This window comes from Pseudorhizobium halotolerans (genome assembly GCF_902153235.2).
GTDB lineage: Bacteria > Pseudomonadota > Alphaproteobacteria > Rhizobiales > Rhizobiaceae > Neorhizobium > Neorhizobium flavum.
This window is the reverse complement of record NZ_CABFWE030000007.1, coordinates 135,037-155,864: the sequence shown is the minus strand read 5'-3', so window position 1 is coordinate 155,864 and position 20,828 is coordinate 135,037. Positions and strand designations below refer to the sequence as shown.

23 protein-coding genes are annotated in these 20,828 nt (G+C 63.1%); 14 read left to right on the top strand and 9 right to left on the bottom strand.

What is annotated here, in order from left to right; genetic code table 11:
- Window positions 1-10 precede the first annotated feature (10 nt).
- Window positions 11-1,003, top strand: coding sequence for an iron exporter MbfA (gene mbfA, locus FN060_RS13670; RefSeq protein WP_142588604.1), 993 nt, complete (start codon window positions 11-13; stop codon window positions 1,001-1,003).
- Between the two features lie 59 nt (window positions 1,004-1,062).
- Here mbfA and FN060_RS13665 read toward each other — a convergent pair whose 3' ends face one another.
- The gene (locus tag FN060_RS13665) at window positions 1,063-1,677 is read right to left on the bottom strand and encodes a transglutaminase-like cysteine peptidase (protein ID WP_142588603.1); all 615 of its coding nucleotides are present in this window, start codon (window positions 1,675-1,677) and stop codon (window positions 1,063-1,065) included.
- Window positions 1,678-1,808: 131 nt separating this feature from the next.
- Window positions 1,809-2,618 (bottom strand): alpha/beta hydrolase, encoded by an 810-nt coding sequence (locus tag FN060_RS13660; RefSeq protein WP_142588602.1) that lies wholly within the window; start codon window positions 2,616-2,618, stop codon window positions 1,809-1,811.
- Between the two features lie 176 nt (window positions 2,619-2,794).
- On the opposite strand from FN060_RS13660, the gene infC reads away from it, so the two are divergent.
- From infC to FN060_RS13630, 6 genes are all read left to right on the top strand, one after another.
- Window positions 2,795-3,331 carry a translation initiation factor IF-3 gene (gene infC / locus FN060_RS13655; protein ID WP_077547933.1) on the top strand — a complete coding sequence of 179 codons (537 nt, stop codon included), beginning with the start codon at window positions 2,795-2,797 and terminating at the stop codon, window positions 3,329-3,331.
- Between the two features lie 199 nt (window positions 3,332-3,530).
- Window positions 3,531-3,734 carry a 50S ribosomal protein L35 gene (rpmI, locus tag FN060_RS13650; RefSeq protein ID WP_052641458.1) on the top strand — a complete coding sequence of 68 codons (204 nt, stop codon included), beginning with the start codon at window positions 3,531-3,533 and terminating at the stop codon, window positions 3,732-3,734.
- A gap of 40 nt (window positions 3,735-3,774) precedes the next feature.
- Complete coding sequence (gene rplT, locus FN060_RS13645) at window positions 3,775-4,179, top strand: 50S ribosomal protein L20 (RefSeq protein ID WP_052641460.1); 405 nt, start codon at window positions 3,775-3,777, stop codon at window positions 4,177-4,179.
- A gap of 131 nt (window positions 4,180-4,310) precedes the next feature.
- A complete protein-coding gene (gene pheS / locus FN060_RS13640) occupies window positions 4,311-5,393 on the top strand; it encodes a phenylalanine--tRNA ligase subunit alpha (protein ID WP_052641462.1) in 1,083 nt (360 codons plus the stop codon).
- 15 nt (window positions 5,394-5,408) lie between these two features.
- Entirely contained in the window at window positions 5,409-7,832 is a 2,424-nt protein-coding gene (gene pheT / locus FN060_RS13635; protein WP_142588601.1) for a phenylalanine--tRNA ligase subunit beta, read from the top strand.
- Between the two features lie 71 nt (window positions 7,833-7,903).
- A complete protein-coding gene (locus FN060_RS13630; RefSeq protein ID WP_142588600.1) occupies window positions 7,904-8,512 on the top strand; it encodes a hypothetical protein in 609 nt (202 codons plus the stop codon).
- A gap of 21 nt (window positions 8,513-8,533) precedes the next feature.
- Here FN060_RS13630 and FN060_RS13625 read toward each other — a convergent pair whose 3' ends face one another.
- A complete protein-coding gene (locus FN060_RS13625; protein WP_142588599.1) occupies window positions 8,534-8,758 on the bottom strand; it encodes a hypothetical protein in 225 nt (74 codons plus the stop codon).
- Window positions 8,759-8,924: 166 nt separating this feature from the next.
- Between FN060_RS13625 and FN060_RS13620 the strand changes: the two genes are divergently transcribed.
- Window positions 8,925-9,911 carry a Gfo/Idh/MocA family protein gene (locus FN060_RS13620; protein WP_142588598.1) on the top strand — a complete coding sequence of 329 codons (987 nt, stop codon included), beginning with the start codon at window positions 8,925-8,927 and terminating at the stop codon, window positions 9,909-9,911.
- A 3-nt stretch (window positions 9,912-9,914) separates the two neighbouring features.
- On the opposite strand, the gene FN060_RS13615 is transcribed toward FN060_RS13620, so the two are convergent.
- Complete coding sequence (locus FN060_RS13615) at window positions 9,915-10,286, bottom strand: GtrA family protein (protein WP_142588597.1); 372 nt, start codon at window positions 10,284-10,286, stop codon at window positions 9,915-9,917.
- Entirely contained in the window at window positions 10,283-11,278 is a 996-nt protein-coding gene (locus tag FN060_RS13610) for a glycosyltransferase (RefSeq protein WP_142588596.1), read from the bottom strand. Before FN060_RS13610 ends, FN060_RS13615 begins: the two co-directional genes overlap by 4 nt.
- A 115-nt stretch (window positions 11,279-11,393) precedes the next feature.
- On the opposite strand from FN060_RS13610, the gene FN060_RS13605 reads away from it, so the two are divergent.
- Both FN060_RS13605 and FN060_RS13600 read left to right on the top strand, forming a co-directional pair.
- Complete coding sequence (locus tag FN060_RS13605) at window positions 11,394-13,253, top strand: hypothetical protein (RefSeq protein ID WP_142588595.1); 1,860 nt, start codon at window positions 11,394-11,396, stop codon at window positions 13,251-13,253.
- A 132-nt stretch (window positions 13,254-13,385) separates the two neighbouring features.
- Window positions 13,386-13,730, top strand: coding sequence for a VanZ family protein (locus FN060_RS13600; protein WP_142588594.1), 345 nt, complete (start codon window positions 13,386-13,388; stop codon window positions 13,728-13,730).
- A gap of 35 nt (window positions 13,731-13,765) precedes the next feature.
- Here FN060_RS13600 and FN060_RS13595 read toward each other — a convergent pair whose 3' ends face one another.
- Together FN060_RS13595 and FN060_RS13590 are read right to left on the bottom strand one after the other, a co-directional pair.
- Entirely contained in the window at window positions 13,766-14,638 is an 873-nt protein-coding gene (locus FN060_RS13595; protein WP_142588593.1) for a hypothetical protein, read from the bottom strand.
- Window positions 14,638-14,901 carry a spike base protein, RCAP_Rcc01079 family gene (locus tag FN060_RS13590; RefSeq protein ID WP_077547385.1) on the bottom strand — a complete coding sequence of 88 codons (264 nt, stop codon included), beginning with the start codon at window positions 14,899-14,901 and terminating at the stop codon, window positions 14,638-14,640. The genes FN060_RS13595 and FN060_RS13590 overlap by 1 nt, the downstream gene beginning before the upstream one ends.
- Window positions 14,902-15,144: 243 nt before the next feature.
- On the opposite strand from FN060_RS13590, the gene xseA reads away from it, so the two are divergent.
- Both xseA and FN060_RS13580 read left to right on the top strand, forming a co-directional pair.
- Window positions 15,145-16,752, top strand: a complete 1,608-nt coding sequence (gene xseA, locus FN060_RS13585) for an exodeoxyribonuclease VII large subunit (RefSeq protein ID WP_142588592.1) — start codon at window positions 15,145-15,147, stop codon at window positions 16,750-16,752.
- Window positions 16,753-16,850: 98 nt separating this feature from the next.
- Window positions 16,851-17,183: a hypothetical protein gene (locus tag FN060_RS13580; protein ID WP_142588591.1), complete on the top strand. Its 333-nt coding sequence runs from the start codon at window positions 16,851-16,853 to the stop codon at window positions 17,181-17,183.
- A 42-nt stretch (window positions 17,184-17,225) separates the two neighbouring features.
- On the opposite strand, the gene FN060_RS13575 is transcribed toward FN060_RS13580, so the two are convergent.
- Together FN060_RS13575 and FN060_RS13570 are read right to left on the bottom strand one after the other, a co-directional pair.
- Window positions 17,226-18,479 carry an aminopeptidase gene (locus tag FN060_RS13575; RefSeq protein ID WP_077547388.1) on the bottom strand — a complete coding sequence of 418 codons (1,254 nt, stop codon included), beginning with the start codon at window positions 18,477-18,479 and terminating at the stop codon, window positions 17,226-17,228.
- 99 nt (window positions 18,480-18,578) lie between these two features.
- The gene (locus FN060_RS13570) at window positions 18,579-18,923 is read right to left on the bottom strand and encodes an ArsC family reductase (RefSeq protein ID WP_142588590.1); all 345 of its coding nucleotides are present in this window, start codon (window positions 18,921-18,923) and stop codon (window positions 18,579-18,581) included.
- Window positions 18,924-19,088: 165 nt separating this feature from the next.
- Between FN060_RS13570 and FN060_RS13565 the strand changes: the two genes are divergently transcribed.
- Window positions 19,089-19,253: a hypothetical protein gene (locus FN060_RS13565; RefSeq protein ID WP_183949992.1), complete on the top strand. Its 165-nt coding sequence runs from the start codon at window positions 19,089-19,091 to the stop codon at window positions 19,251-19,253.
- A gap of 92 nt (window positions 19,254-19,345) precedes the next feature.
- On the top strand, window positions 19,346-20,788 hold the full coding sequence (locus FN060_RS13560) for a methyl-accepting chemotaxis protein (RefSeq protein ID WP_142588589.1): 1,443 nt from the start codon (window positions 19,346-19,348) through the stop codon (window positions 20,786-20,788).
- The last annotated feature ends 40 nt before the right edge of the window (window positions 20,789-20,828 follow it).

Genomic DNA, 20,828 nt, shown 5'->3' with positions numbered 1-20,828 from the left:
GAGGTTTTCAATGTTTGCTACCCTTCGTCCCTCCGCACTTTCGTCACGCCGCTCCTTTGATTCTCTCAGCGAAGAAGAAATCCTCGCCCTGGCAATCGGTGCGGAGGAGGAGGATGCGCGCATCTACAAGGCCTATGCCGACAACCTTCGTGAGCGATATCCGGCATCCGCGAAGGTGTTCGAGGACATGGCCGACGTGGAGCAGACCCACAAGAACATGCTGATCGAGATGTTCCGCTCCCGTTTTGGCGAAGACATCCCGCTCATCCGCCGCGAACACGTTCGCGGCTTCTATGCCCGGCGCCCGGACTGGCTCGTCCGCAATCTGGCACTCGAGACAATCCGCGATCAGGCGCGCGCAATGGAGGAGCAGGCCTTTCGCTTCTACACCGAAGCGGCAAAGCGGGTAAGCGATGCCTCGACACGACGGCTTCTCGGGGACCTTGCGCTCGCGGAACAGGGCCATGAGGAAATTGCCCAGGCTCTTACGGAAAAGCATGTCGGCGAGGGGGAGCGGGACGAGGAAGACGCGACCGCGCATCGCCAGTTCATCCTGACCTATGTGCAGCCGGGACTGGCAGGACTGATGGATGGATCGGTCTCCACGCTGGCGCCGATCTTCGCCGCCGCCTTCGCTACGCAGGACACCTGGTCGACCTTCCTCATCGGTCTTTCAGCTTCGGTCGGTGCCGGTATTTCCATGGGCTTCACCGAGGCGGCCCATGACGACGGGAAGATTTCCGGACGCGGCTCACCCGTGAAGCGGGGCCTCGCCTCGGGCATCATGACCGCGATTGGGGGTCTCGGACATGCGCTGCCCTACCTGATCCCGCATTTCTGGACCGCGACGATCCTCGCCGGCATCGTCGTCTTCGTGGAGCTTTGGGCAATTGCGTTCATCCAGAACCGTTACATGGAAACGCCCTTCATGCGGGCGGTGATGCAGGTGGTGCTCGGAGGATCGCTAGTGCTGGCGGCCGGCATCATCATCGGGCATGGATAGGAAGCGGGCACAAAAAAAAGCGGGCCTCGCCCGCTTTTTTTGTCGGATGAGGACCGGCCTCAGCGCAGGGCGCCGACCACGACGTCGCTGCCGTTTTCGATGCTGACCCAGCGGCCGGTGCTGAAGGATGCCTGCCGCTTCAGGTAAGTGTAGGAAGTCTCGTTCCAGAGCTTCACATCCGGATCAAGGTTGTCGAGGATGAAGTCGCCCTGCGCGGTGCGGACCGTCAGGACGGCATGTCCTTCGCCATCCGGCTTGCGGACGACGGTGATGAGCAGGTCCGAGAGCGAGAAGCCCTTGGCGGCGAGCTCACGCCGCTTCAGCAGCGCGTAATCCTCGCAGTCACCGACGTCGTTTGGATAGACCCAAACTTCTTCGCGGCCGTAGATATCCCTGTCCGTCATCGCCTTGATCCGCGAGTTGACCGACTGGTTGATGTCCTTGACGACCGCCCACCCATTGGGGGTCAGCTTTGGCGCCGGGCTGGAAGCGAGCCGCGTGTTGCATTCGCCAGGGTTCTGGCGGCAGAACTCATAATGTCCGATCGGCTGGGACGTCACGTCCCCTGTCACCATGTGCGCCTGAGAGCGCGGCGCCGGCACCGCGGCTGACGTCGGCGCAAGTATAAATGCGAGGATCACAGCAATCAGCTGTGCCTTCGAGGCAATTCTCATGGACCCGTCCCTTCAAGTCTTAACAAAACGTTAAGTCGGGGCGGGTCGAACTGTCAATCGATCAACTTTTAGGGATTCATTCTCATAGTGATTATGGTTAAGGGTGATGCATTTGAGTATCAGCTTAATTATTAATCACAATTTATGAGGGTCGCGAGCGCCGAGCGCAGTTTTTCGAGGTCCTGGGGGCGGGACAGGCGGTGGTCGCCGTCGCGCATCAGCGTCAGGACAACGTCGTCCGCGGGAAGGTGCTCCATCAGCGTCAGGGCATGCTTGTAGGGCACGTCCGGATCCGCCATTCCCTGCAGGATATGCACCGGGCAACCGGTTTCGATGATTCCCTTCAGGACCTGGTTCGCTCGCCCGTCCTCAATTAGGGCGCGAGTGTAGATGTTCGGCTCCGGGCTGTATTCCGAAGGCTCCTCGAAGTAGCCCTCGTCTTCCAATGCCTGGCGCTGATCCTCGGTCAGGTGGGGCTCGATGAGTTCAGATGTGAAGTCGGGAGCCGGAGCGATGAGGGCGAGGCCTTCAAGCGCGGGGCTGCCGCGGCGGCGCAATTCGCGTGCCAAGAGTAGCGCGATCCATCCTCCCATGGACGAGCCGACGAGGACAACCCGCGTGGGCTTCAAAGCGTCGAGCACGGCAAGAGCCTCCTCCAGCCAGCGGGAAATCGTGCCGTCACGAAACTCGCCGCCCGACGCTCCATGGCCGGAGTAATCGAAGCGGATCGCTTCGGAGCCGCATTCCGCCGCCAAGGCGTCCATCTCGATCGCCTTTGTGCCGCTCATGTCCGAGCGGTAGCCACCGAGCCACACGAGTGCGGGTGTCTCCGGCCTGGTCTCCGCCGGGCGGTGAAGGATCGCAATCTCACGCGTCGAACCGGGAAGGCCGACAAGGACGGACTTGGACTGCGGCGGCTTGATCTCGTAAGCTTCTGGCATGGGGCTTCCTTATGTGTTGGCGCTTTATAGACCCGATTCCCGTCCCGCGGGCAGCAGGTGATTTTTTCGAAAAGCTATGCTATTGACTTCGCCGTCGTGATCACGACATTGCCGACGCTTCCGCGATTTCAGCGGATTTGCGGCGTTTTACGGAAACAGCCAAGGAGAATACGACCATTCGCAGACCGTTCAAAGCCGATGCCCCCGTCAAGGAAGGGCCGCGCTCAAACCGGGAAATCCGGGTTCCTAGGGTTCAGCTTATCGACGCCGATGGAAACAACCTCGGCCCCGTTGCGACAGACGAAGCGTTGAGGATGGCGGAAGACGCCGGCCTAGACCTTGTCGAGATCTCTCCGAACAATGATCCGCCGGTATGCAAGATTCTCGATCTGGGCAAGCTGAAATACGCCAACCAGAAAAAGGCTGCCGAGGCGCGCAAGAAGCAGAAGATCGTCGAGATCAAGGAAATCAAGATGCGCCCGAACATCGACACCCATGACTATGAGGTGAAGATGAAGGCGATCAACCGGTTCTTCGAGGATGGCGACAAGGTGCGCGTGACATTGCGCTTCCGCGGTCGCGAGATGGCTCACCAGGAACTTGGTCTGAAGCTCCTGCAGCAGGTCAAGGAAGACACGGCGGAAATCGCCAAGGTCGAGGCCGAGCCGAAGCTCGAAGGTCGCCAGATGATGATGGTGCTGGCGCCGCGTTGAGCGCCGGTCCCCACGCCGGGGGGCCTTAGCAGAGGGCTTGGATCCGGCGCCAAAACCTTTCGCCAATGCCGTTGCGCTTTTTCCCGACTGCGGGTATAAGCGCGCGTCCGAACGGTCCGGCAGGGCATGCCGAGGCCGTTCTTAATATGCTTGAAGCTGGCCTCGTCAGCGGGCTTCACAAGAAGAATGGAGTAGCAAAATGCCCAAGATGAAGACGAAATCCTCCGCCAAGAAGCGGTTCAAGATCACGGCTTCCGGCAAGGTCCTCGCGGCCGCTGCTGGCAAGCGCCACGGAATGATCAAGCGGTCCAACAAGTTCATCCGCGATGCACGCGGCACGATGGTCCTTGCCGAACCAGATGGCAAGAAGGTCGTCAAGAACTACCTGCCGAACGGTCTCTGAGACCCTTTCGCTTTTTTGGATCATTTAAGGAGATCATGACATGGCACGCGTAAAACGTGGCGTAACGTCCCGCGCCAAGCACACCAAGACCCTCAAGGCCGCCAAGGGCTTCTACGGCCGCCGCAAGAACACCATCCGCGCCGCAAAGGCCGCGGTCGACCGTTCGCGCCAGTATGCCACCCGCGACCGCCGGGTTAAGAAGCGCAACTTCCGCGCCCTGTGGATCCAGCGTATCAACGCAGCCGTACGCGAATCCGGCCTCACCTACGGCCGCTTCATCGACGGCCTGAACAAGGCCGGCATCGAAGTCGACCGCAAGGTCCTGTCCGACATGGCGATCCATGAGCCGGCTGCCTTCGGTGCCCTCGTCGAGGCTTCCAAGAAGGCTCTCGAGTACCTCAAGGATGCAGGCACGGCCAACGAGTTTGAAAGCGCGGTTCGTTAACCAGCGCTTCCCAGGCTCTTTAGCTTCATAGTTTTTGGGAAACCCGCGCTGGTTTGGGCTGGCGCGGGTTTTTCTTTTGCCCGTCACGACGCGACGTTAACAACGACGCCGAGCATCACACGGAAGAAACCATGTCCGATCTGGAAAACCTGAAAACATCGCTCCTGGCGGAGATTACCGCAGCCGGCGACGAGGCGGCGATCGAGGCCGTTCGTGTCAATGCGCTGGGCAAGAAGGGGTCGGTCTCCGAACTCCTGAAGACGCTGGGCGCCATGAGTGCAGAAGAGCGCCAGACGCGCGGGGCCGCGATCAACGCGCTGAAGAACGAGATCACCGAAGCGATCAATGCGCGCAAGACGGTGCTGAAGGATGCGGCGATCGAGGCGCGGCTGAAGGCGGAGACCGTGGATGTCTCGCTGCCGGTGCGGTCCTCGCCGGCAGAGCGTGGCCGCATCCATCCGATCAGCCAGATCGTCGACGAGATCACGGCGGTCTTCGCGGACATGGGCTTCTCGATCGCCGAAGGGCCAGATATCGAGACGGACTACTACAACTTCACGGCGCTGAACTTCCCGGAAGGCCATCCGGCCCGCGAGATGCACGATACCTTCTTCTTCCACGCGGACGAAAAGGGCGAGAGGAAGGTGCTGCGCACCCACACCTCGCCGGTCCAGGTGCGGACCATGGAAGCTCAGAAGCCGCCGATCCGCATCGTCATCCCGGGCAAGACCTATCGCCAGGACTCCGATGCCACGCATTCGCCGATGTTCCACCAGGTCGAGGGGCTGGTCGTCGACAAGAAGAGCCATGTCGGTCACATGCGCTGGATCCTCGAAGAGTTCTGCAAGGCCTTCTTCGAGGTCGACAGCGTGACGATGCGCTTCCGCCCGTCCTTCTTCCCGTTCACCGAACCGAGCTTCGAGGTCGACATCCAGTGCGACCGCTCCGGCCCGATCGTAAAGTTCGGCGAGGGCTCCGACTGGATGGAGATCCTCGGCTGCGGAATGGTCCACCCGAACGTCCTGCGTGCCGGAGGGCTCGATCCCGACGAGTACCAGGGCTTTGCCTGGGGCATGGGGCTCGACCGCATCGCCATGCTGAAATACGGCATGCCGGACCTGCGCGACTTCTTCAACGCTGACGTTCGCTGGATGAATCACTACGGCTTCCGCCCGCTCGACATGCCGACGCTGTTCGGTGGTTTGAGCGCGTAAGGGAGGGACAGACACATGAAATTCACGCTCTCCTGGCTCAAGGATCATCTTGAGACCGACGCCACCCTCGACGAGATCTGCGAGCGGCTGACGGCGATCGGGCTCGAGGTCGAAGATGTCGACGACAAGGCGGCCTACAAGCCCTTCGTCATCGCCAAGGTCGTCTCGGCCGAGAAACATCCTTCGGCCGACCGGCTGAAGGTGCTGATGGTAGATGCCGGCGACGGCAAGCCAGTGCAGGTCGTCTGTGGCGCGCCAAACGCACGGGCAGGCCTGGTCGGTGCCTTGGCGCGGCCCGGCACCTATGTCCCCGGCATCGACGTGACGCTGTCGGTCGGCAATATCCGCGGCGTCGAAAGCCACGGCATGATGTGCTCCGAGAAAGAGCTCGACATGTCGGATAACCACGAGGGCATCATCGACCTGCCGGTGGATGCGCCCGTGGGAACGCCGTTTGCGAGATATGCCGGCCTCGATGATCCGGTCATCGAGATCAACCTGACGCCGAACCGCCCGGATTGCACGTCGATCTACGGCATTGCCCGCGATCTGGCAGCCTCCGGCCTCGGTACACTGAAGCAGCACGCCAAGCCGGACTTCAAGATCGACGGCGAGACGTCCGTCGACCTGAAGATCATCCTCGACGATGAACGCCTCTGCCCGGGCTTCGGCCTGCGGCTCGTTCGCGGCGTGAAGAACGGCCCGAGCCCGGTCTGGATGCAGCAGCGGCTGAAGGCGATCGGCCTTCGCCCGATCAACGCGCTGGTCGATATCACCAACTACATGACCTTCGACCAAGGCCGCCCGATGCACGTCTTCGACGCAGCCAAGGTCAAGGGCGGGCTGACCGTCCGCCGCGCGCTCCAGGGCGAGACGATCCTTGCGCTCGACCAGCGGGAATACACTCTGACGCCGAACAATGTGGTGATCGCTGACGAGAACGGCGTCGAGTCGATCGGCGGCGTGATGGGCGGCGAGCATTCGGGCTGCGACGAAAACACCACGGAGGTGCTGATCGAATCGGCGCTCTGGGACCCGATCAACATCGCCAAGACCGGCCGCTCGCTCGGCATCATTACCGATGCGCGCTACCGCTTCGAGCGCGGCGTCGATCCGGAATACATGGTGCCGGGGCTGGAGCGCACGACCGAACTGGTCCTGCAGCTCTGCGGCGGTACGGGGGCCGAGGCCAAGGTCGTGGGTTACAAAGGGTACCAACCGAAGGTGATCGACTTCCCGACTTCGGAGGTCAAGCGCCTGACGGGTCTCGACGTCTCTCCGGAGGAAAGCCGGGAAATCCTCGCGCGACTGGGTTTCGGGGTGAAGGGCGAAGGCAGCCGCCTGTCGGTCACCGTGCCCTCCTGGCGCCCGGACATCGACGGCAAGGCCGACCTCGTGGAGGAGGTCATGCGCATCCATGGCGTCGACCAGATCCTGCCCGAGACGATCGACAATCTCGGTTCGGTCAACGGTCGAATCCTGACCACGCTGCAGGTCCGCAGCCGCACGGCCCGCCGGGCCCTGGCTGCGCGCGGCATGCTGGAGGCGGTTACGTGGTCCTTCATATCGGAAGACCACGCGAGGCTTTTCGGCGGTGGTGCGGCGAGCCTCAAGCTCGCCAACCCGATTGCCTCGGACATGTCGGACATGCGGCCGTCGCTGTTGCCCGGCCTGCTGACGGCCGCGCAGCGCAATGCCGACAAGGGCTATGGCGACGTGGCGATCTTCGAGGTCTCCGGTACCTACGAGAGCGATGCGCCGGAAGGTCAGCGCCGCGTAGCCGGCGGCGTGCGTCGCGGAACGGCGTCGATCAACGGAGCCGGTCGCTCCTGGTCGAACGCGGCGAAGGGCGGCGGCAAGGCGGTCGATGTCTTTGATGCCAAGGCGGACGCGCTGGCTGTGCTGGAAGCCTGTGGCCTGCCGATGGGCAATGTCCAGGTCGAGAAGGGTGCGCCAGCCTGGTACCACCCCGGCCGTTCCGGAACGATCAAGATGGGCCCGAAGGTGGTGCTCGGCTATTTCGGCGAGTTCCACCCCAAGACACTCGGAGCGCTTGATGTCTCCGGCGCCTTGTGTGGTTTCGAAGTCTATCTCGACGCAATTCCGGAACCGAAGAAGAAGGCGACCCGCACCAAGCCGCCCCTGGAGCTGTCGCCCTTCCAGGTGGTGAAGCGCGACTTCGCCTTCGTGGTCGACAGCACTGTCGAGGCTGCTGCCATCATCAAGGCGGCCGCCAGCGCCGACCGCAAGCTGATCACCGGCGTCAACGTCTTCGATATCTTCGAAGGTGCCTCTCTCGGCGAGCGCCGCAAGTCCGTCGCCATCGAAGTACTGATCCAGCCGGTAGAGCGGACGCTGACGGACGAGGACTTCGAGGCAATGACGGCCAAGATCGTCGGCAATGTCGAGAAGACGACGGGCGGCACCCTGCGCGCCTGAAACGGGTGGCGCAAAGCCTGACTGCGAGATAGCCTGTCCCCTTTCGGGGCAGGCTTTTTCATGGGGCGGGGATGCGTAAGCCAAGTTCGATGAGGGGACTGGAAGACCTGGGGCGCGTCAGGCTGTCGAAGAACTTCTTCTTCCGTGACTTCCTGTTCTCAGAGATCGCGGCCGTCCACGGCATTGCGAACGTGCCGGATGATCCGGAACTCGCGATCGAGGCAGGACGGCGGCTCTGCGAGGAGTTGCTGGAGCCGCTGCAGGCGACGTTCGGACGCCTTCACCTGCGCTCAGGCTATCGTTCGGCGGCCGTCAACGAGTTCGGCAACCGGAACAATCTCAACTGCTCGACGAACGCAGCCTCGGCGGCCAATCATATCTGGGACATGCGCGACGCAGACGGATGCATGGGCGCGACCGCTTGCATCGCCATTCCCTGGCTGATCGACAACCACGATCGGGAGGGCGACTGGCAGAAGATGGCCTGGTGGATCTACGACCACCTGCCTTACGCCTCGCTCTGCTTCTTCCCGAAGCTGTGGGCCTCCAACATCCAGTGGCATGAAAGGCCCGAACGGCGGATCATGAGCTATGCCAAGCCGCGCGGTGTTTTGACGAAGCCGGGCATGGCCAACCACGAGGGCGACCACTCAAATCTGTATGCGGGTTTTCCCCGATAGGGATACTACCTCGAGCCGACGTCAGGCAGAGCCGCGTTGCGGCATCTCTATCTCTTGCCTGACCTCGTCCTTCAACCGCTCTCGCGCATTGCCGCCGGAGAGGTCTTCGCGAACGCGTCCGATCGTTGCATCGTCTGTCTCGATCGGCCGGCTGCTGTCGTCCGGGATGCCCGCTCCGGCTTGGGCGATCGTATCCTGCCGCGGCCTGTCGTTCATGCCGCCCGTGATCTTCTGGTCCTTGGTCATGATGCACCTCCTGATGAGGTCTAGAACAAGCGGCGAGGGCTTTTGTGCCAGCGCAGTCGTGATGATCGTGCAGGTAGCATCTGCGCCGTCTCATCCCCTACGGCATCGTTGCAACCGCCCGTTTGCGACCCTATGGTGCGCCGGCAGATCAAGCGAGGAGTTGACGATGTTGCGTTTTGGAATTCTGTCGACGGCAAAGATCGGTCGGGACATCGTCGTGTTGTCGCTGCAGGATGCGGAGAACTGTGTCGCCACCGCCGTTGCCAGTCGCGATCTCGCCAAGGCCCGGGACATGGCCGACCGGTTCTCGGTGCCGCACGCCTTCGGTTCCTACGAGGAGATGCTGGCCTCGGACGTGATCGACGCGGTCTATATCCCGCTACCGACGAGCCAGCATGTGGAATGGTCCATCAAGGCCGCCGATGCCGGCAAGCACGTGCTGTGCGAAAAGCCCATTGCCCTCAAGGCGGACGATATTGACGCGCTGATCGCGGCGCGGGATCGCAACGGCGTGCTGATCGCGGAAGCCTTGATGGTGACCTATGCACCGGTCTGGCTGAAGGTTCGCGAGTTGATCGCCGAAGGAGCAATCGGCCGTCTGCGTCACGTCCAGGGGGCTTTCACCTATTTCAATCGCGACGCCGGCAACATGCGCAATATCCCCGAGCTCGGCGGCGGTGCGTTACCCGATATTGGCGTCTACCCCGCGATCACGACCCGCTTCGCCACCGGTCGCGAGCCTCTCCGGGTGCAGGCCGTTACGGAGCGGGATGCCGAGTTTGGAACGGACATCTATTCGAGCGTCAAGGCGGACTTCGGCGATTTCGAGATGAGCTTCTATGTGGCCACCCAGATGGCAAACCGGCAGGTCATGGTCTTCCACGGAACCGAGGGCTATATCGAGGTGAAGTCGCCCTTCAATGCCGAGCGCTGGGGTGCCGAGGAGATTGAGCTTACCAACCAGAAGCACACCGAGTCACAGATTTTCCGCTTCCAGGACAGCCGTCAGTACCGGCGCCAGGCCGAGGCGTTTGCACGCGCCGTCGCAGGCCAGAAAGCCGAGGTGGTGACGCTTGAGAATTCGGTGAAGAACCAGCGCTTCATCGATGCGATCTACCGGGCCAGCAGCCATGACGGATGGGAAAAGGTCTAGCCGTCAGCGTCCGAATACGAAGCGGGAATAGCCGAAGAAACTGTAGGCCATGGCGGCGATCGAGGCAAATACGATCGCCGCTACCGGCTGTATGGGCAGGCGGTAGATCAGTGCTGAATAGACGGCATAGTTCAGGAGCGCTGCGGTGACGCCGACCGCCCAGTAGCGGAAGCCTTCTGCCGCGAGCGACGAGGATGAACGGCCGAAGGTAAAACTGCGGTTGAGGAACCAGGTGGCCGCCATGGCCGTCATGATCGCCGGAATACGGGCGAGGAACGGGCTCATTGGCGTGAACGCGATCAGGAGATGCGTCAGCCCTGCATCGATCGCGAAGCCGGTTCCGCCGGCGATCACGAACCAGGCGAGCCTTCTCATGCGGCGTCGGCGCGGCGCGATGTTCCTGCGGACGATGCGGCTTCCGCGCCTTGGGACGCCGTGCTGACGAGGCCGGGCTGGCTGATATAGGAAAGCCGAAGCTGCTCGTTGCGGGCCCTCGAGAGCGAGTCGAGGATGAGCCCCGCCGTGAAGACGAGGAGCGACACCATCATCAGCGCCATCGACAGGATCCAGGTTGGAACGCGGCTGACGAAGCCCGTCTGGAAGTACTCCACCAGGACCGGCAGCATGAAGGCAATGCTTGCGGCCAGGACCGCGCCGCTGATCAGCCCGAAGAAGACGAACGGACGCGTTTCCTTCATCAGCATGGCGAACATCCAGAGGATGCGGCTGCCATCGCGGAAGGTCGACAGTTTCGAATGCGAGCCCTCCGGCCGGCGACCGTAATGCAGTTCGATCTCGCTGACCGGCAGCTTGAGCCGCGATGCATGGACCGACATCTCGGTTTCGATCTCGAACCCGCCGGAGACTGCCGGGAAGCTCTTCACGAAACGGCGGGAAAAGGCGCGGTAGCCGGAGAAGATGTCGGTGAAGTCGCGGCCGAAGATTGTCCGGTAGAGAAGGTTGAAGAGGCGGTTGCCTGCCGCGTGGCCTTGACGCCCCGCGTCCGCAAGCACACCCCGGCGGGTGCCGACCACCATGTCGGCCCTCTCGGTCAAGAGCGTGCGTACAAGCTCCTCTGCATCGGCGGGAGCATAGGTGCCGTCGCCATCGGCCATGATGTAGATGTCGGCGTCGATGTCTGCGAACATGCGCCGGACGACATGGCCTTTGCCCTGCCGCCGTTCACGCACCACGTGGGCGCCGGCGAGCATCGCCTTCAACGCCGTCCCGTCGGTGGAATTGTTGTCGTAGACGTAGATGCGCGCCCCCGGCAGAGCGGCGCGGAAGCCCAGCACCACGTCGCCGATCGTGGCTGCCTCATTGTAGCAGGGGAGAAGGATCGCGATGTCGACGGAACTGACGGTCATGATTTTCACTCGCTACCCGGAAAATCGGCGCAGGTTCGTCCGGCGCGGCGGCTTTACTATTTCTTGGGAAGGTTAAGGCTAGGTTTCCGCCGAGAAAACAAGACACCGGAAGCCGATGCCAGACGCCGCGGCCGCACATCTGCAGCAAGCACAGCCTGAACGCCGGCCACTGTCGGGACGTCCCGGGCTGCTCAGTCTCCTCTACGCGCTGGTGACGATCGCCGTCATGCTGGCGATGTTCATCCCCTCCGCAACGGATTATGTCGGCCCCGACAATGACGATGTGATGCGTCTGGTACAGGTGAGGGACCTTCTCGCGGGGCAGGGGTGGTTCGACCTCACGCAGTACCGGCTGGGCCTCGACGGTGGCACCTTGATGCACTGGTCGCGGCTCGTGGACCTGCCGATCGCGGCATTGATCCGGATGGGAATGCTGGTCCTGCCGCAGGATCAGGCAGAAGCACTGGCGCTCACCATCTGGCCACTCCTGCTCATCCCCTGCCTCCTCTACCCGATCGGGCTAGCCGCTGGACGCCTTTCGGGGCCGGCGGCGATGAATATTGCGCTCGGTCTCGGCAGCCTCTTCGCCTTCACCAATATCCGCTTCCACCCCGGCTCCATCGACCACCACAACATCCAGTCGGTACTGGTGGTGTGGCTCGCTGCCATGCTCGTCGATCCTGACCGCCGCGCGCGGAGCTATGTCGTGGCCGGGGCGGTCGCCGCGCTTGCGATCGCAATCGGGGCGGAGACGGTGCCGGTGGTGGCGGTCGCCTGCCTCTGCGTCGCGCTTCAATGGATCTGGCACGGCGACGCGATGTCCCGGCCGGCCCGCGCCTTCGGGGTTTCCCTTGCACTGGGGATCACTGCGGCCTTCCTGCTGACCATTCCGCCGGCCCGCTACGGCGTGGTGACATGCGACAGCCTCTCGCTCGGTTTCTATGCCCTTGCTGCCATGGGCGGTACGCTCTTGGCGGGCGCGACCTATCTGTCCGCCGGTCACGGCATCCGCGGCCGTCTCGTTGCCGCTGCGGGCATCGCCGTAGCACTCGCTTCAGCCGCCCTGCTGATCGCCCCGCAATGCCTGGGCAGCCCGCTGGCCGACCTCGACCCCATGCTGGTGACGCTGTGGTTGGACGCCGTCACCGAGGCGCAATCCATCGTCGGCATCCTAACCCGGGACCCCTATGCGCTGGGCGGTTATTATGCGGTAGGCTTCTTCGCCGCCATGGTCTGCCTTTTCCGCATCCTGCAGGACCAGGATCGGGAGGCGCATGTCGTCCTCCTGCTGCTGATCGCGGCAAGCTGGATGGTCGCTCTCGTGCAGGTTCGCGGCTTCTTCTTTGCCAACATGCTGGCAATCCTGCCGCTGGCGCTCCTGATCGCCGACCTCCGGCGCGGCTCGCAGGCGGATCCGGAAAGCCCAAATGCGGCCTTCGCCTATGTGATGACGGTCCTGATGGCGGTACCGGCCGTCTGGGCGCTGGCGGGTGCGTTGATCGACCACAATGCCGAAGGATCGCTCGGCATGGAGACGCTCACCCAGGACAGCGGCGCCCGACCGATCCCGGGGGAATGCTCGGCACAGGACGGGCTGCCGCTTCTGGCGGGCCTGGAGCCGGGCGTCGTGGCCGCACCGTCCAACAGCGGCGCCGAAATCCTGCGCCATACCGCCCACCGGGTGCTTGCGGCGCCCTACCATCGCAACCAGGGCGGCATGCTGACGGAACTGCACATCGGGCTCGCCCCGCCGGCCGAGAGCGAAGCCTTCCTACGGGGCGCCGGCGTGACCTTGCTTGCCTTCTGCGCCGGCGACCCGCAAACACGGTCGCTGATCCGGATGAAGCCGGATGGCCTCTATGCTGCGCTCGCGCGGGGCGATGTCCCGACCTACTTGGCGCCGATCGGAGGTACGGGGGAGGGTGACGGCTTCGTCGTTTACCGCGTGGTGACGGTTGACGGAGCGACGAGGTGAATTGGCCTCGCCCCTCGGCGCGATCCTCCGGCCAATGGCGGCTTGTCCGCCCGAATTGGTCATGATCCTGAAGTGAGAATGGCGACACCGGGTCGCCTTGCGGCTCCGCCGCCCGTACAATATCAGGCGATGATGACTGACAAGATTTTGAAGATTGCGGCCTGGGGGCTTCTGGCGGCCATCGTCGTCGTGACGATCGTCCCTCTCGAACTCCGGCCAACGGACGTCGCGACTGCCGATATTGATCGGGCATTTGCCTTCATGATCGTTACGGCGGTCTTCACGTTAGCTTTCCCTCGAAAGATCTGGCTTTGCGTTCTTCTGTTGATGGCCGCCGTCTGGTTTATCGAGTCGCTCCAGTTCCTTTCAGTCAGCCGACACCCTGATGCCAGCGACGCGGCGTGGAAAACCCTCGGCGTGGCGGCAGGTGCCGCAGCCGGCTGGCTGGTGAACTGCCTGCGGATGAAGCGGGCGTGAGGTTGGGGGAGCAAGCCGGCAGTAGCGTCCCAGGATCATGCATATAGGCTCCTGAAGGCGGGCAGCACGATGTTGCGGATGTCGGCGTTGGCTGTCTCGACGGAGCGGATCAACGTGCCGTAGATGCGTCCGCTGAAGAAGTCGGAATCGCCACCTTCCAGAGAGCCGATCTTGTAGCTGCTCCCCGCGCCGTCCATGTTTGCCACCCGTGCTTCGTCGATGACGAGCGGGTCGGAGTAAGTGCTGAGGTAGCAGCGGCGGCGCCCGTTTCCCCATGTCTGGATCATCACCACATCCGTGCCGCGGATGTCGGACGAGCCGGGAAGACTAATGATCTGGTCATTGAAAACGAAGGATGGAAGGCCGGTCGCCGTCAAGGCCAGCCGACACCGCTTGTTGCCCGAGAAGGTCCCGCCGGCAATCATCGCCTGCGTCGCGGCAATGCCGGCAGTTGCCCGGAAAGCCGAGACGATCGTTCCGGAAGCTCCAGGGACCAGGCCCGGCACGTTCGTCAGATCGTCGATCCCGTCGTAGAGCAGGAAGGGTTTCGGACCCGCCTGCCATTTCGGCTTCGCTGCGCCAGTGGCTTGGGTCGCGTGATTGCCGGGAACGGCCGAAGGTCCGGCGTACCCGCCTTCCGCAATGACTTGCGCATAGGTCCTCGTGCCGTGGCTAGACCAGTCCATGTCCAGCCCGACGACATCACCGGACGCCGCAGGATTGGCACCTCCGGTTGGAGTGGCGAAGCGGCGGTCGGTCCTGGCATAGTCCCAGATCAGTGCCGTGCCGACATCACTCTGGATGAGGTTGAGAAGGCGAGACGCCGCACTGCCGCCCTTACCCAAGGCGAGCCCCGTGCCGGTGGTCCTGACGGCAGCCATGTTCAGGCCGGTCGAGAACGATACCATCACACCAGCCCCACCAGGTTACCGGCCGTCGTGCCTGTCGCAAGGATGCGCGTGGCGCGGACAGGCAAGAGGCTTGCCGGTGAAATCCCCACGAATGTGAGGGTTTCGCCGGTGAGCATGCGGAGGCAGAGATCACCCCCGCTGCCGACATAGATCGCGCGGGTGGTTTCCGGCAGGTCTGCTGCATCATGGGGCGTGATGGCAAAGCCGGAGGAGGCGGGGCCGGACAAGGAGGTTTGGACATTGGCAAAACGATCGGGCATGTGAGGTCTCCGTGGGTTCTGCAGCCATTGTCGGGCCATGCATTCCCGCGGGGATGACTCGACATGACGTTTTTCGCCTGCCGTCCAAGGCCTTGATTGCAAAGGTGCCGCGCCCTCAACGGGTTAGGTGCTGTGCGATCGCAGAGGCGGGCCGGCCATCAACCGTTCCCGGTGCGGGGAAGCGGCTTCCACATCCCCGCATCGGGCAGGTGAAATGCCGGCCGCCTTCCTGTAGAAGGAGGCATGAACACTTTTGCCGCCAGGGATTCGCAGACAAATCTTCTCGAGGTCACGGTTTCGGAACTGTCCGGTTCGATCAAGCGGACGGTCGAGACCGCCTTCGACCATGTTCGGGTCCGGGGCGAGATTTCCGGCTATCGCGGACAGCATTCCTCCGGCCATGCCTATTTCTGCCTGAAGGATGATCGGGCGCGAATCGATGCGGTCATCTGGAAGGGAACCTTCCCCCGCCTTCGGTTCAAGCCGGAAGAGGGGATGGAGGTCATCGCCACCGGCAAGGTGACGACCTTCCCTGGCTCGTCGAAATATCAGATCGTCATAGAGAACATGGAGCCGGCCGGCGCGGGCGCGCTGATGGCGCTCCTGGAGGAACGGCGCCGCCGCCTGGCGGAGGAAGGCCTTTTCGATCAGGCCCGCAAGCGCCCCTTGCCCTTCATGCCGCAGGTCATCGGTGTCGTGACCTCGCCGACCGGCGCCGTCATTCGCGACATCCTGCACCGCATCACCGACCGCTTCCCCGTCCACGTGGTCGTCTGGCCGGTGAAGGTGCAGGGCGAAGGTTCCGGTGACGAGGTGGCTGCGGCAATCCGGGGCTTCAATGACATGCCGACCGAGGGGCCTGTGAAGCGGCCGGACGTGCTGATCGTCGCGCGCGGCGGCGGCAGCCTCGAAGACCTCTGGGGCTTCAATGACGAAGCCGTCGTGCGCGCCGCAGCGGAAAGCCGGATCCCGCTCATCTCCGCGGTTGGCCATGAGACGGACTGGACGCTGATCGATCACGCCGCCGATATGCGGGCGCCCACACCCACGGGTGCCGCCGAAATGGCGGTCCCGGTGAAGGCGGAACTGGATGCGCAGGTTGCAAGCCTTTCGGCGCGGCTGCGGGGCTGCGCCAGCCGGCACATGGACCATCGCCGCCAGTCGGTCCGCGCGCTCGTTCGTGCGCTGCCGTCCCTCGACCAGTTGCTCGCGCTGCCGCGCCGTCGCTTCGACGAGGCGGCTGCCGGTCTTGGCCGCGGCCTCGAGCGCACTACGGTCGTTAAGCGTCGCAGCCTCGATCAGGCAACCGCGGGGCTGCGTCTCGAGATTCTGGCAAACCGTGTCTCGGAGCGACGCCGCTTCATCGGCGAGCAGGTCCTGCGCAAGGAGCGCTGCCTCGAGCGGCACATGCTGAAGGAGCATAGCCGTGTCGCGAAAGCCGCGACTGCGCTTGGCGCATTGCCGGCCCGACTGGCGGGCCAACTGCAGCGCGAGCGTCAGCACCTGACCGCCCTGATGCGCCAAGCGGATACCGCGGTGTCCTACGCCCTGACACGCAACCGCGGCCTCGTGACGGGGCAGGATCGCGTCCTGCAATCGCTCTCCTACAAGAACGTGTTGAAACGTGGCTATGCGGTGGTGCGTGATCCCGAGAACCGGCCGCTGACGCGTGCCTCGGACGTATCGGCCGGACAGTTCCTGGAGATCGAGTTCGCGGACGAGCGGATCAACACGATCGCCTGCGGGGACAGCCCTCCCGCCTCGCCACCGGGCCCAGAGACCGCCCGCAAGAAGCCCACCGCAAGGGCGGCGCCATCCGGCGAGCCGCCGAAGCAGGGTAGCCTGTTCTGAGGGCCGCAGGCCCCCGACCACTTAAAATTCGTCTGCGCTGGCCTAGGTAAAGAGGAGAGGGCGGTCCTGTCCGCCTGCTGACCTCTTGGGAGTGCGCGATGAAAAGGAACCTGCTTGCCGCTGCCATTGGCATCCTGATGGGTGCTTCGATTGCTGGCCCGACCAATGCCGGGCAGAGCGATGTTTCCGTCTTCCTGTTCGGCCGGATCTACCATGACGGAGTCACGGCGATCTCGGTCTCCGAGGGTCGTTCGGAAGACGAACGCCATCCGTCCTACTACCTTATCCCGGTACGGATGCGGATCGCCCAGCAGATCGTCATGGGCGACCCTTCGCTGTTGGACGCGCTGGAGCGCCGCCAGATTGCAGTACACAACGTGCTCTGGGTACAGACGGCAGCCAATGGCGGCAAGGTCATCTACTATCGGTGACCGACGACCGGCCGGCGATGATTTCCGGCCGCAAGCCGATGCTCAGGCCCACTCGCCCTTGCGCATCACCGGCACGCGCGCGCCGTCTGCCTTGATGCCGTCGATGTCGATCTTGTCCGAGCCGATCATCCAGTCGATGTGGATGAGGCTCGAATTGCCGCCTTGTGCCGCGATCTGCTCCTGACTGAGTGTGGCGCCGTCAAGGAAGCACTTCGAATAGCACTGGCCGAGCGCGATGTGGCAGGACGCATTCTCGTCGAACAACGTGTTGTAGAAGAGGATGCCGCTCGCCGAGATTGGCGAGGAGTGCGGCACCAGCGCCACTTCGCCAAGGCGCCTGGCACCTTCATCGGTGTCGAGCACCTTGTTCAACACTTCCTCGCCCTTCGAAGCCTTGGCTTCGACTATACGCCCCCCCTCGAACCTGACCTGAATATTGTCGATCAGCGTGCCCTGGTGGGATAGCGGCTTCGTCGAGGACACATGTCCTTCGACGTTCAGGGCGTGCGGGGTGGTAAAGACCTCCTCGGTCGGGATGTTCGGGTTGCAGGTAACGCCGTTCCTGGCCACCGACGCGCCGCCATGCCATTCGTGACCGTCTGCGAGACCTACGGTCAGATCGGTGCCGGGACCGGTGAAGTGGAGGGCGGAGAAGCGTTCGCCGTTCAACCAGCCCGAGCGCTTCTTCAGGTTGGCGTTGTGCTCCGCCCAAGCGGCGATCGGATCGGCGACATCGACGCGCGATGCGGCGAAGATTGCGTCGGCAAGCCTTCTCACCGCCTCCTCCTCGGGAACGCCTGGGAAGACGATCTTAGCCCAGGACGGGTTGGGATAGGAGACGATGTTCCAGTTGATGTCGAAGTTCGAGATCTTCTCGAGTGCCGGCTTGTAGGCCATCGAATTGGCCTTGTTTGCCCGTGCAACCTTGGCGGGATCCTGGCTCGCTAGCAGCAGCGGGTTGTCGCCGGCGATGGCCAGCCGCGCGGCACCATTGGCATAGGCCTTCGCCATGCCTTCGTAGAGCCAGCCGGAGGCCTTGTCGAAGCTTGCATCCGGGGCGTGCGCGTAGCGGGCGAGCGTCGTCTCCTCATCTGAATAGAAGGTGGTCACGAGACCGGCGCCGGCCAAATAAGCATGCTTGGTGATGAGCCGCACCAGCGGCAGAGCGGCGAGCGGGGCCGTCATGACGAGATCCTGGTCGCGCTGCAATTGCAGGCCGACCTTGACGGCCACCTCCGCCAGCTTTTCGAGCCTGACCGGGTCGACGCTGCTGCTGATCTCGGAATGAATGTTCATCGGTTCACTATCCTGTCTTCGGGAGGTCGCCCACAGATAGGGCCTGCGAGGCGAAATTTGAAGCCGCTTCGTCTCTCGGCAGCCCCTCAAGGCGGGTGATCAGATCTGCGCCTCATAGACCTCGGGCTTGAAGCCGACGATGATCCTGTCGTCAATCTCGAGCACCGGCCGCTTGATCATTGATGGTTGATCCAGCATCAGCGTGATCGCCTTGTCCCCGTCCAGTCCGGCCTTCGCCGCCTCGTCCAGCTTGCGGAACGTTGTGCCGGCGCGGTTCAGCACCGTCTCCCAGCCGACCGCATCGATCCAATGCTCCAGCTTGCCGCGATCGATGCCCTCCGCCTTGTAGTCGTGAAACCGGTAGGCCACGTTTTTGCCATCGAGCCAGCCGCGGGCCTTCTTCATCGTGTCGCAGTTCTTGATACCGTAAATGGTGATGCTCAAGACGATATCTCCAGTGAAGAAGAAGCGATAGCAAGCCACCCGGTGGAGGTGCAAGCTTGCCGGTTCGCCTAAAGCCATGCTCCGCCTGCATGGCTCAGATGTTCTCTTGTGCGTTGCACAATCACGGTGATGGCCCCACATTCTGGGCAACACAAGGAGCACATCATGTTGAACCAACGCAAGAATGTCCCGGGCGGCTTCCTCGGTCGTGCCTTCGCTGTCTTCGGTGCGGCTGTCAATGCATCGAACGCCGTCGAGAACCATCGCAAGCCGGCCAAGCGTGACCTGGCTATCCTCGGCATCGACCCGAAGGCCTTTGACCAGCTCTGATGAGCAATTGGCGCCAGCCGCTCATCAATTAGGCATCTACACGCTTTGTTAATCCTGCCGCGCGATTATCTCCCGATATCCGGGAGGTGACGGTGGGTGCTATTGCGCAGATTCTTGATGAGAATGAACCGCCAGCCGAGGCGGTTATTGATGCCGACCAGCTTCAGGCCGTTGTGGCAAGACTGGCGCTCGAAGCGTCTGACCTCGGCCTCCATCTCGTCGATATTGCCGGCACGATCCAGGACACGGCGGCCCAATCGTCGGAACATGCAAGTCTGCTTTCGCGCCTGACGCAGGCCGCCGAGGCGATTGCCGAGGCGAATGCAGATATTGCCCGGTCTCTTGGCGAAACGGACAAGCTGGCTGCCAGCGCCCGGAAGGTGCTTGGCGAACAAGCGCAGCAGCTGACCGGCTCGGTCGCTGCCATAGACCACATGGTGACGGCCTCCCAGGAAATCGGCCAGGAGATCAAATCCTTTTCCACCGCTCTTGCCGATGTCGGCCGACTGGCCGATGCGATCGGCACCATTGCGCGGCAGACAAACCTCCTTGCGCTGAACGCGGCGATCGAAGCGGCCAGGGCCGGAGACGCCGGCAAGGGCTTTGCCGTCGTTGCTGCCGAGGTCCGGGCGCTTTCCCTGCAGACGTCCCAGACCACAGCGTCCATCCAGTCCACCCTCGAGCAGCTGGGGGCCCGCATCGATGCGCTCGTCGCGGCGGGGGATCAGGCGCGTGTCTCTGCCGAAGGCGTGAAGTCCACGGCCACGGAAGTGCAGGGCTCCTTCAAGGGCGTCGAAGACGTCATGTCCCAGATCCTCGACAGCGCTTCCTCGCTGGCGGGAACGACAGAGGCCGTCGACCGGCAATGCAACGAATTCGCGGGTTCGATCGCGACGGCCGCAGCGGCTATCCTGAAGTCGAACGACAAGCTGCAGGATACGTCGGGCCGGGTGGGCGAGGTGGTCGCCATTTCCGAGCGCATCATCCAGGCGACGGCGAGCGCGGGTACGGAAACCCCGGATACTCCCTACATCCGGGCGGCCATGTCCGTTGCCGCCGAGGTCTCGGCGGCCTTCGAGGCAGCCGTCCGCTCTGGTCGCATCGATATGGCGGCACTCTTCGACCGACAGTACCAGCCGATCCGCGAATCGGAACCGGTGCAATATATGACGCGCTTCACCGAACTGACCGACGCGATCCTGCCGCCGATACAGGAGAAAGCCGCAGCGAGCGACGATCGCGTGGCATTCTGCGCTTGTGTCGATGAAAACGGTTACCTGCCGACTCACAATCGCAAGTTTTCCCATCCGCAGCGTCCCGGGGACGTGGAGTGGAACACGGCGAACTGCCGCAACCGCCGTATGTTCAACGACCGGGTCGGCCTTGCCGCCGGCCGCAACACCGAGCCCTTCCTGCTGCAGACCTATCGCCGCGACATGGGTGGCGGCCAGTTCGTGCTGATGAAGGATATTTCGGCGCCCATCTTCGTCAATGGACGCCACTGGGGCGGCTTGAGGCTGGCCATCCGGGTCTAGGACGAGGTCCAGGCAAGAAGCGGGTTGAATTTCGAGGGAA

What these genes read in the sequence shown, in the direction of transcription:
- mbfA (WP_142588604.1), top strand. Translation starts at nt 11, where the DNA reads ATGTTTGCTACCCTTCGTCCCTCCGCACTTTCGTCACGCCGCTCCTTT.
- FN060_RS13665 (WP_142588603.1), bottom strand. Translation starts at nt 1,677, where the DNA reads ATGAGAATTGCCTCGAAGGCACAGCTGATTGCTGTGATCCTCGCATTT.
- FN060_RS13660 (WP_142588602.1), bottom strand. Translation starts at nt 2,618, where the DNA reads ATGCCAGAAGCTTACGAGATCAAGCCGCCGCAGTCCAAGTCCGTCCTT.
- rpmI (WP_052641458.1), top strand. Translation starts at nt 3,531, where the DNA reads ATGCCCAAGATGAAGACGAAATCCTCCGCCAAGAAGCGGTTCAAGATC.
- rplT (WP_052641460.1), top strand. Translation starts at nt 3,775, where the DNA reads ATGGCACGCGTAAAACGTGGCGTAACGTCCCGCGCCAAGCACACCAAG.
- pheS (WP_052641462.1), top strand. Translation starts at nt 4,311, where the DNA reads ATGTCCGATCTGGAAAACCTGAAAACATCGCTCCTGGCGGAGATTACC.
- pheT (WP_142588601.1), top strand. Translation starts at nt 5,409, where the DNA reads ATGAAATTCACGCTCTCCTGGCTCAAGGATCATCTTGAGACCGACGCC.
- FN060_RS13630 (WP_142588600.1), top strand. Translation starts at nt 7,904, where the DNA reads ATGCGTAAGCCAAGTTCGATGAGGGGACTGGAAGACCTGGGGCGCGTC.
- FN060_RS13625 (WP_142588599.1), bottom strand. Translation starts at nt 8,758, where the DNA reads ATGACCAAGGACCAGAAGATCACGGGCGGCATGAACGACAGGCCGCGG.
- FN060_RS13620 (WP_142588598.1), top strand. Translation starts at nt 8,925, where the DNA reads ATGTTGCGTTTTGGAATTCTGTCGACGGCAAAGATCGGTCGGGACATC.
- FN060_RS13615 (WP_142588597.1), bottom strand. Translation starts at nt 10,286, where the DNA reads ATGAGAAGGCTCGCCTGGTTCGTGATCGCCGGCGGAACCGGCTTCGCG.
- FN060_RS13610 (WP_142588596.1), bottom strand. Translation starts at nt 11,278, where the DNA reads ATGACCGTCAGTTCCGTCGACATCGCGATCCTTCTCCCCTGCTACAAT.
- FN060_RS13605 (WP_142588595.1), top strand. Translation starts at nt 11,394, where the DNA reads ATGCCAGACGCCGCGGCCGCACATCTGCAGCAAGCACAGCCTGAACGC.
- FN060_RS13600 (WP_142588594.1), top strand. Translation starts at nt 13,386, where the DNA reads ATGACTGACAAGATTTTGAAGATTGCGGCCTGGGGGCTTCTGGCGGCC.
- FN060_RS13595 (WP_142588593.1), bottom strand. Translation starts at nt 14,638, where the DNA reads ATGGTATCGTTCTCGACCGGCCTGAACATGGCTGCCGTCAGGACCACC.
- FN060_RS13590 (WP_077547385.1), bottom strand. Translation starts at nt 14,901, where the DNA reads ATGCCCGATCGTTTTGCCAATGTCCAAACCTCCTTGTCCGGCCCCGCC.
- xseA (WP_142588592.1), top strand. Translation starts at nt 15,145, where the DNA reads ATGAACACTTTTGCCGCCAGGGATTCGCAGACAAATCTTCTCGAGGTC.
- FN060_RS13580 (WP_142588591.1), top strand. Translation starts at nt 16,851, where the DNA reads ATGAAAAGGAACCTGCTTGCCGCTGCCATTGGCATCCTGATGGGTGCT.
- FN060_RS13575 (WP_077547388.1), bottom strand. Translation starts at nt 18,479, where the DNA reads ATGAACATTCATTCCGAGATCAGCAGCAGCGTCGACCCGGTCAGGCTC.
- FN060_RS13565 (WP_183949992.1), top strand. Translation starts at nt 19,089, where the DNA reads ATGTTGAACCAACGCAAGAATGTCCCGGGCGGCTTCCTCGGTCGTGCC.